Raw genomic sequence first — 9,276 nt, 5'->3', positions numbered from 1 at the left:
ACCCTCTCGGGCTTTCCTCCGGGCGCTTCCCTTCGGTATTTCGTGTTTCCAGCTTAGCAGATCCGTTTTCCGTTTCCGCCACCCGCTGGAGCGGGTCGCCGGGCAGTTCTCCGCTTTCGCGTTTCCCTTTCCGGCGGGTCCAAACACTACCAGGCTTTTTCCGTCCCTCTGACCACCACCCGTGGCACACAGAGGTGTAGACCAGTGGTGTAGACCAGTTAGGATCTCGGCTTGGTAGGCGCTGCCGACCCCTGACTCGCTGTCGCGTCCGGGCCAAGCAGGCCTACGACCCTACCTGCAGCCGGTAGTTGAGGCAAATCGCTTCCGGTGGTCCGGAGGCCCATGAACCTGGACCTTTCGGGCGGAACCGGGACTTCTTATGACATACGCTTCTGACAGTACGCCGTCCGGGACAAGCAGTGACGGCGACACAGAATCTCCGCCCCCTGGGAGGCTCCCCATGACCACCGTGACGTCGCCGCTCGCCGGCCGGGCCATCGGTCTTGCCGCTGTACCCGACCCTGTGTTCTCCGGGGCGATGGTCGGCCCGGGTACCGCCATCGACCCGGTGCGGGAGCCGTCCGAGGCGGTCGCTCCCATCGATGGTGTCGTCGTCTCCCTGCACCCGCACGCGTTCGTCGTCGTGGACGCGGAAGGCCACGGCGTGCTGACGCACCTGGGCATCGACACGGTGCAGCTCAACGGAGAGGGCTTCGAGCTGCTCGTGGCCAAGGGCGACACCGTGACCCGAGGGCAGGCCGTGGTGCGGTGGGACCCCGCGGGTGTCGAGGCGGCCGGCAAGTCCGCGATCTGCCCGATCGTGGCGCTGGAGGCCACCGCCGACTCTCTGGGCGAGCTCCGCGAGTCCGGTGACGTGAAGGCCGGGGACACGCTCTTCACCTGGCAGTGATGTCGGTGCCGTCCTCTTGACGGCACCCGGTCCGGCATTCAAACGTGGCGGCGCTGGCCGCCACTCAATCGGAGACAGGTGTAATGGAGACAACGCTGCGAGGCGTCGGGGTCAGCCACGGTGTGGCGATCGGCGAGGTTCGGCACATGGGCACGGCAGTCCTCGAGCCGCCGGCCAAGCAGATTCCGGCCGAGGACGCGGAGCGCGAACAGGGGCGTGCTCGTCAGGCCGTCGAGGCGGTGGCGGCCGATCTGATCGCGCGCGGGAACCTGGCGGGCGGCGAGGCACAGCATGTGCTCGAGGCGCAGGCGATGATGGCCCAGGACCCGGAGCTGATGGCCGACGTCGACCGTCGTATCGCTGTGGGAAGCACGGCCGAGCGGGCCGTGTACGACGCGTTCGCCGCGTACCGGGCGCTGCTCGCCGGGGCCGGTGAGTACCTCGCGGGTCGGGTCGCCGACCTCGATGACGTACGGAACCGGATCGTGGCCCGTCTGCTGGGCGTTCCGATGCCGGGTGTGCCGGACAGCGACGAGCCGTACGTGCTGATCGCACGGGACCTCGCTCCTGCCGACACCGCGCTGCTCGACCCGACGCTGGTCCTCGGGTTCGTGACCGAGGAGGGCGGGCCGACCAGCCACAGCGCGATCCTGGCGCGGGCGCTGGGTGTGCCGGCCGTGGTGGCGCTGCCCGGTGCCGGGGAGCTGGCGGAGGGCACCGTGATCGCGGTGGACGGCAGCACGGGTCAGATCTTCGTCGAGCCGAGCGCCGAGAAGCGGGCCGAGCTGGAGCGGGCCGCTGCCGAGCGCAAGGCGGCGCTGTCGGCGGCGACCGGTCCCGGCACGACGTCGGACGGGCACAAGGTGCCGTTGCTGGCGAACGTGGGCGGTCCCGCGGATGTCCCGGCCGCGGTGGAGGCCGGCGCGGAGGGTGTCGGCCTGTTCCGTACCGAGTTCCTGTTCCTCGACGACAGCAAGCAGGCCCCGTCGGAGGAGAAGCAGGTCGAGGCGTACCGGAAGGTCCTCGAGGCGTTCCCCGAGGGCCGGGTGGTCGTGCGGGTGCTGGACGCGGGTGCGGACAAGCCCCTGGACTTCCTTACGCCGGCCGACGAGCCGAATCCGGCGCTGGGTGTGCGGGGTCTGCGGACGCTGTTGGACCACCCGGAGGTGCTGCGGACGCAGCTGAGCGCGTTGTCGAAGGCGGCCGAGGGGCTGCCGGTGTACCTGGAGGTCATGGCGCCGATGGTGGCGGACCGCCTTGACGCGAAGGCGTTCGCCGACGCGTGCCGTGAGGCGGGGCTGCGGGCGAAGTTCGGTGCGATGGTGGAGATCCCGTCCGCCGCGCTGCGGGCGCGCTCGATCCTGCAGGAGGTCGAGTTCCTGTCGCTGGGCACGAACGACCTGGCGCAGTACACGTTCGCCGCCGACCGGCAGGTGGGTGCGGTGTCGCGGCTGCAGGACCCGTGGCAGCCGGCGCTGCTGGACCTGGTCGCGCTGGCGGCGGAGGCCGCCGCGGCGGAGGGCAAGAGCTGTGGTGTGTGTGGCGAGGCCGCGTCCGATCCACTGCTGGCGTGTGTGCTGACGGGTCTGGGTGTCACCTCCCTGTCGATGGGGGCCGCTTCGATTCCGTATGTGCGGGCGACGCTGGCGAAGCACACGCTCGCGCAGTGCGAGCGCGCCGCCGCCGCGGCGCGGGCGGCGGACACCGCCGAGGAGGCGCGGCTGGCGGCGCAGGCGGTGCTGTCCGGCGAGTAGGCGCGTGGCGCCCTGGTGAAGGGTGGTGGAGGGGCTTTCCCGCGGTGGCGGGAAAGCCCCTCCCTTTTGTGCGGTGTGCGGTCAGTGGTGGGTGGGCCAGTCGTCACCGCCGGTGACGTCGAAGCCGGCGCGGTAGTCGACGTCGGGCTCCGGGGGGACGGGCTCGCCGGTGTCGGCGTCGGTGCAGTAGGCGTTGAAGACCTCGGCCGCGCTGAGTGGGATGAGGTGGCCGCGGTCGAGGCGCCAGCCGTGGACGCGGTCCGGGGCGGCGGGGGTGGTGGTGCGCAGGACGACTCCCCCGGGCGTTTCGAGGGCGATGCCGACGGCCAGGACGGTGGCGAATTCGGCGCCTTCGGAGGAGTCGAGCCGGGCGGGGCCGGTGGCGGTCCGGTCGGCGTGGAGGGCTGCCATGAGCTGTTCGTCGTGGGCGGGGACGCTGCAGACGAGGTGGTGGGTGCCTGGTCCGGCTTCTTCGAGCAGGCGGTACAGCAGGTGGGACGCCTGGTCGAAGGCGGCGCGGCCGATGTCCTGGCCGCAGCTCGCGCAGAGTCCGATGTCGGTGAGGAGCACGGTGGCGTACTCCCACGTGGCGTGTCGCACCGCCTTGTTGATGAGGAGGGGGACGAGGTGGTCGATGGGTTGCCCGGTGTAGGCGACGCAGGCACCGGTGGTGGCGACCTCGGCGGTGAAACGGCTGCGGCTGGCCGGGGTGTCGGGGTCGAGGCCGGTCTCCGCGCAGTACGCGGCGTAGTCCTCGGGGTCGAAGAGGGTGACGGTGGTGTGTCCCCCTCCGGAGGCGAGGGTTTTCAGCAGGTCTTCGACCTGGCGGAGGTAGGTGGCGTGGTCGTCGAAGGTGAAGGTGCGGTAGCGGCGCATGGCCGCGAAGTCCTCCGCGTCGGCCAGCAGGCCGACGGTCCCGGCTACTTCGCGGCGCAGGGCGCGGCGCATGCCCGCGGCTGTCTTGGTGTGCGTGTGGTCGGTGCGCGGCATGAATCCCCCTTGTTCATCGATGCTCACTCACCGTAACCGGGGGGTCTGACAACGCCGCTGGGTGGCGGCGGCGAGGCCGTGGACGCCGAGGTAGGCGCCCTGGGCCGAGCGGGGTGAGCGGGGAGAGCGTGCGGCGGCGGGGCCGGTGCCGAAGCGGGCGAGGCGGACCTGGAAGAGGACGACGAGGACGGAATTGAGGACGACCGGCAGGGGGGCCAGACCGACGGGGGCGTCGGTGGCGGGGACGATCCACAGGGGCATGCCGACCTGGAGGATCGCGTCGTCGAGGAAGAGCGCGGCTTCGAGAGCCGTCGACGGCGGTACGGATCACGACGGCGGCGCTGGAGCCGGCCGACGCGGTGCGGTCGGCCTCGGACTTCGCGGATGCGCTGGGCGAGCCCGAGACCATGTACGGCGGTTGAGTCAGAGCCGTTCGCAGGGGTGCCGTTCGGCGAACTCCGGAGCGGTCATTCCCATGACGACCAGGGCGTGGCGGCGGCCGGCGAAGAATTCGTGGTCGCGCAGCCTGCCCTCCTCGACGAAACCGAGCTTGCGGTGGAGGGCGAGCGACGCGTCGTTGAACGCGTGGATGCCCGCCTCGCACTTGTGGTAGCGCCGCTCGCCGAACATGAAGCGCAGCCAGCAGTACCTCGGCGTCGGCGGCGTGGCCGCGGCGCTGGTGGCCGGCGCCGATGCCGATGCCGTGGCGGAACCGGCCGGTGCGCGGGTCGGCGTCGTGGGCCGACAGGGCTTTGACGAGGTCGCCGGTGTCGAGGGACTCGACGGCCAGCCGGAAGGTGTCGCCGGCGGGGGCGGCGACGGCCTGTTCGGCGCCCACGCGTGGTGGCCCTCGGCGGAGCGCGGCGGGTGGAGGGCGTCGACGGACCGCTGGTGCCCGAAGTGGGCGCCGTAGCCCATGAAGGCCTGCCAGTCCTCGGGTTCGATGGCGCGCACCCGTACCCGCTCGCCGGTCCGGAAGGTGCCCGGGAAGGTGCTCATCGGGTGCCGTGAGCTCGCTCGCGGGCGAGGTTCTCGTAGAAGCGGAGGAGGTCGAGGTTGTCGACGGAGCCCGGGTTGACGGCCTTCGACAGGTCGGTGCCCTGGAGGAGCCGTTTGACCGGGACCTCGATGCGCTTGCCGGTGAGGGTGTGCGGCACGCCGGGGACCTGGATGATCTCGTCCGGGACGTGGCGCGGTGAGAGCTGGGTACGGATGGTCCGCTTGATCCGTCCGATCAGGTCGTCGTCCAGGGTGGCGCCTTCGGTGAGGTGGACGAAGAGGGGCATCCAGTAGCCGCCGTCGGGCTCTTCGAGGCCGATGACCAGGGATTCGCGGATCTCGGGAAGGCGTTCGACGGCCTCGTAGATGTCGGCGCTGCCCATGCGGACGCCCTGCCGGTTCAGGGTGGAGTCGGAGCGGCCGTGGATGACCACCGAGCCGTGGTCGGTGATGGTGATCCAGTCACCGTGGCGCCAGACGCCCGGGTACATGTCGAAGTAGCTGTCGTGGTAGCGACTGCCGTCGGGGTCGTTCCAGAAGCGGATCGGCATGGACGGCATGGGGTTGGTGACGACCAGCTCGCCGACCTCGCCGATGACGGGCTTGCCCTGCGGGTCCCACGCCTGGAGGTCGGTGCCCAGGCAGGCGGCCTGGAGTTCACCGATGTGGACAGGGAGGGTGGGGACGGCTCCGGCGAAGCAGCTGCACACGTCCGTGCCGCCGCTGACGGAGGCGATCCACAGGTCGTCGGCCACCTCGTCGTGGAGCCATCGGAAGCCGTCGGGAGGAAGCGGTGAGCCGGTGGTGGCGACGCACTTCACGCGGGACAGGTCGTGGTCGCGCGAGGGGTGGACACCCGCCTTGCGGCAGGCCATGACGTACGCGGCGGAGGTGCCGTACAGGGTGGCGCCGGTGCGTTCGGCGACCCGCCATTGCGCGCCGGTGTCCGGGAAGCCGGGGCTGCCGTCGTAGATGACCACCGTGGTGCCGGTGAGCAGGCCGGAGACGAGGAAGTTCCACATCATCCAGCCGGTGGAGGTGTACCAGAAGAAGCGGTCCTCGGGGCCGAGGTCGCAGTGCAGGCCGAGCTGCTTGAAGTGTTCCAGGAGGATGCCGCCCTGGGACTGGACGATCGCCTTGGGCAGACCGGTCGTGCCGGAGGAGTACAGCACCCACAGAGGGTGGTCGAAGGGCACCTGTTCGAAGACGGGTTCGACGTCCGCCGCGGTGAGGGCGGACCATTCGAGGGCGCCTTCGGGGGCCTGCGTACCGAGGAGCGGGATGTGGACGACCGCGCGGAGGGTGGGCAGTTCGCGGCGCAGTTCGGCGACGGTGTCGCGGCGGTCGTGCTCCTTGCCGCCGTACCGGTAGCCGTCGACGGTGAACAGGACCACCGGCTCCACCTGCTGGAAGCGGTCGAGGACGCTGCGGGCGCCGAAGTCGGGCGCGCACGATGTCCAGACGGCGCCCACGGCGGCGGTGGCGAGGAGGGCGGTGACGGCCTGCGGGATGTTGGGCAGGTAGCCGCTGACGCGGTCCCCGGGGCGTACGCCGAGGGCGCGCAGCTCGGCGGCGAGGGCGCCCACCTGGCGGCGCAGCTCGGCCCAGCTGATCGGGGTGGGCTCGTGGGTCTCGTCGACGTGGAGCAGCGCGGGCGCGTCGGGGCGGTCGGCGGCGGCGCGCAGGGCGTGCTCCGCGTAGTTCAGGGTGGCGCCGGGGAACCACTGGGCTCCGGGCATGGAGCGGTCGCCGAGGACGCGCTCGTAGGGCGTGGAGAAGCGGATGTCGAACCACTCGGCCACCGCCTGCCAGAAGGTGTCGAGGTGCTCGACGGACCAGCGGTGCAGCGCCGGGTAGCCGCCCTCGGCAGGGGCGCCGTGCCGCTCGGCCGCCCAGGCCTGGAAGCGGGTGACCGCCGCGGCGGCGATACGGTCCTGGTCGGGCTGCCAGAGCGGCTCGTTCTGCGCGTGCTCTGAGGTCATGTGTGCTGCTCCCTGGCTGTGCGTCCCTGTACGCGGGTCTGCGTGTGTCGCGCGCACGTGCGGGGGTGTGCGCGTGACGCGGCTGACAGGGACGATGCCATGTGATCGTTGTTCGCACCAGGGTTCGCCACCCACGGTCGGGCAGCTGAATATGTGGTCCCACCACGGGTGAACGGCAGTTGAACGGGGCTCCCCGGCCGCCGGGTGGGTGGCAGGGTGAGCCGCATGGACGGTCGTGAGCTGGTGCGTTCGGTGAGGGTGTTCTCGACGGTGCGGGGACTGCGGGCGATGCGGTCGGCGTGGCGGCAGCGGCGTACGGACGCGTGGGGGCTGCGGCCCCGGGGGATGGAGCGGGCGCGGGTGCCGGGGCAGGCGGAGGGTGCGGAGCCGCTGCCGGGCGGGGGTGTCGTCCGGTTCGCCCGTTCCGAGCTGCGGGTGTGTGTCGCGAGTGGCGGCACGGTCTTCTGGGCGTGGGACGGAGCGGAGCCGCTCCCGTCGTACGCGCTGGCCGGTGACCCGCCGGAGCCCGATCAGCGCGCGGAGCTGGAGCCGGACAAGGGCGGCGGCTGGCGGGTGGTGTCCGAGCGGGTGACGGTCGCGGTGTCGCGCAACGGCGCCGTCGAGGTGCGTACGCCGGGCGGGATCGTCCTGCGCAGGGATCTGCCGCCGCGCTGGTGGGAGCCGGTCAACGGCGGTCCCGCGAGGTGGGTGCAGCGCACGGAGTTCCCGGCCGACGCGCGGTTCTTCGGGCTGGGCGGCCGGGCGTCGGGGCCGCGGCTGCGGAACGGTACGTACCGGCTGTGGAACACCGACCCCCGCGGGGCCTTCGCGCCCGGTGACGACCCCCTCTACATCACCATGCCGGTCCAGCTGGTCGTGTCCGACGCGGGCACCCATCTGGCGTTCCACGACAACTCCTGGGACGGGCGGGTGACGCTGCGCGAGGGCGAGGAGGGAGCCGGGTCGGGGCACGACCGGCCCGGCACCGGCGAGCTCCGGATGAGCGGTGGTCCGCTGCGCTGCTGGGTGGTGGTCGGTACCCCCGCGCGCGTGCTGCACGGCTGGACGTCCCTGACGGGCGCCCCCGCGCTGCCTCCGTCGTGGGCGCTGGGCCCGCAGCACGCGCGGTGGGGTTTCGGCACGGAGCGCGAGGTGCGCCGCGTGGTGGCCGGCTACAAGGAGCGGGATCTGCCGCTGTCGGTGCTGCACCTCGATATCGACCACTACGACGAGCACCAGGCGTTCACCGTGGACCGCGAGCGCTTCCCGGACCTGCCCGGGCTGGCGCGGGAGCTGCGCGAGGACGGGGTGCGGCTGGTGTCCATCGTCGACCCGGCGGTGAAGGCCGAGCGCGGCAACGCCGTGTACGAGAGCGGGCGGTCGCTCGGCGCCTCGGGGGCGTTCGTACGGGACGGGCGTGGCAACGAGGTGCTGGGTCTGGTGTGGCCCGGTGAGTGCGTGTACCCCGACTTCACCGATCCGGCGGTACGGGAGTGGTGGGGCGGGCTGTACGAGGAGCGGCTCGCCGAGGGCTTCTCCGGGGTGTGGCACGACATGAACGAGCCGGTGTCCTTCGCGCCGTTCGGCGACATGACGCTCCCCCGCTCGGCCCGGCACGCCCTGGAGGGCCGTGGCGGCGACCACCGTGAGGCCCACAACGTGTATGCCCTGGGGATGGCCAGGGCGGGCTACGAGGGGCTGCGCCGGCTGCGGCCGGACGAGCGGCCGTTCCTCTTCTCCCGGTCCGGCTGGGCGGGGATGCAGCGGTACGGCGGCACGTGGTCCGGTGACGTGTCCACCGGGTGGCCGGGGCTGCGCGCCTCGCTGTCGCTGGTGCTGGGGACGGGGCTGTGCGGGGTGCCGTACTCGGGCCCGGACGTGGGCGGTTTCGACGGCAGTCCGTCGCCGGAGCTGTTCCTGCGCTGGTACCAGCTCGGGGCCTGGCTGCCGCTGTTCCGTACGCACGCGGCGATCGACGCGGGACGGCGTGAACCGTGGGAGTTCGGGCCCCAGGTCCTGCGGCACGCGCGCGTGGCCCTGGCCGAACGGGAGCGGCTGCGCCCCTACTACGTCACCCTCGCGCAGTTGGCGCGGCTCACGGGGGCGCCCTATGTGCGGCCCCTGTGGTGGGGGGCTCCCGAGGACCGGGCGCTGCGCGACTGCGAGGACGCGTTCCTGCTGGGGGACGCGCTGCTCGTGGCGCCGGTGCTGGCCCGCGGGATGGACCGGCGGGCGGTGCGGCTGCCGCGCGGGCGGTGGTACGACACGGCGACCGGCCGCGCCTACGAGGGACCGGGGCAGATCCTGCTGGACGCGCCGCTGTCGCGTATCCCGGTCCTCGCGCGGGCGGGCGCGGTGATCCCGGTACGGGGCGAGGACGGCGCCGAGGAGCTGGAGGTGTGGGCGCCGGCCGAGGGGCGCACGGGCGGCGGTCTGGTGGTGCGGGACGCCGGGGACGGCTGGGAACGGGCGGAGGTCGAGCGGTACACGACCCGGTGGGCGGACGGCGGGGTGCGGGTGGAGCGCGTGACGGACGAAGGGCCGGTGCCGGTGGAGGGGCAGCGGGTCCGGGTGCGGGGGCTGGGGGCCGTACGGGGGTGAGCGGGGGGCGCGGGGGTCGCAGGGCGACCGCGAATGGCTG

Annotated in this window: 8 protein-coding genes; 4 read left to right on the top strand and 4 right to left on the bottom strand. The window is 72.4% G+C overall.

Annotation, left to right across the window (positions count from 1 at the left end; genetic code table 11):
- Positions 1-460 precede the first annotated feature (460 nt).
- Complete coding sequence (locus tag ABZZ38_RS19205; protein WP_356741169.1) at positions 461-910, top strand: PTS glucose transporter subunit IIA; 450 nt, start codon at positions 461-463, stop codon at positions 908-910.
- Between the two features lie 83 nt (positions 911-993).
- Complete coding sequence (gene ptsP / locus ABZZ38_RS19200) at positions 994-2,664, top strand: phosphoenolpyruvate--protein phosphotransferase (protein ID WP_356741167.1); 1,671 nt, start codon at positions 994-996, stop codon at positions 2,662-2,664.
- Between the two features lie 81 nt (positions 2,665-2,745).
- Here the strand turns inward: ptsP and ABZZ38_RS19195 are convergent, their stop codons facing one another.
- The 3 genes from ABZZ38_RS19195 to ABZZ38_RS19185 form a co-directional block, all read right to left on the bottom strand.
- Complete coding sequence (locus tag ABZZ38_RS19195; RefSeq protein ID WP_356741165.1) at positions 2,746-3,654, bottom strand: hypothetical protein; 909 nt, start codon at positions 3,652-3,654, stop codon at positions 2,746-2,748.
- Positions 3,655-3,681: 27 nt separating this feature from the next.
- The gene (locus tag ABZZ38_RS19190) at positions 3,682-3,915 is read right to left on the bottom strand and encodes a hypothetical protein (protein WP_356741163.1); all 234 of its coding nucleotides are present in this window, start codon (positions 3,913-3,915) and stop codon (positions 3,682-3,684) included.
- A gap of 162 nt (positions 3,916-4,077) precedes the next feature.
- Positions 4,078-4,284 (bottom strand): GNAT family protein, encoded by a 207-nt coding sequence (locus tag ABZZ38_RS19185; protein WP_356741161.1) that lies wholly within the window; start codon positions 4,282-4,284, stop codon positions 4,078-4,080.
- On the opposite strand from ABZZ38_RS19185, the gene ABZZ38_RS19180 reads away from it, so the two are divergent.
- Positions 4,283-4,567 carry a hypothetical protein gene (locus tag ABZZ38_RS19180; protein ID WP_356741157.1) on the top strand — a complete coding sequence of 95 codons (285 nt, stop codon included), beginning with the start codon at positions 4,283-4,285 and terminating at the stop codon, positions 4,565-4,567. The genes ABZZ38_RS19185 and ABZZ38_RS19180 overlap by 2 nt on opposite strands.
- Before the next feature lie 82 nt (positions 4,568-4,649).
- Here the strand turns inward: ABZZ38_RS19180 and ABZZ38_RS19175 are convergent, their stop codons facing one another.
- On the bottom strand, positions 4,650-6,635 hold the full coding sequence (locus tag ABZZ38_RS19175) for an acetoacetate--CoA ligase (protein ID WP_356741155.1): 1,986 nt from the start codon (positions 6,633-6,635) through the stop codon (positions 4,650-4,652).
- 225 nt (positions 6,636-6,860) lie between these two features.
- On the opposite strand from ABZZ38_RS19175, the gene ABZZ38_RS19170 reads away from it, so the two are divergent.
- Complete coding sequence (locus ABZZ38_RS19170) at positions 6,861-9,236, top strand: glycoside hydrolase family 31 protein (protein ID WP_356741153.1); 2,376 nt, start codon at positions 6,861-6,863, stop codon at positions 9,234-9,236.
- Positions 9,237-9,276 lie beyond the last annotated feature (40 nt).

This window comes from Streptomyces sp. NPDC006368, assembly GCF_040612535.1.
In the GTDB taxonomy this organism is placed as follows: Bacteria; Actinomycetota; Actinomycetes; order Streptomycetales; family Streptomycetaceae; genus Streptomyces.
This window is presented reverse-complemented; position numbering and strand designations above follow the sequence as displayed.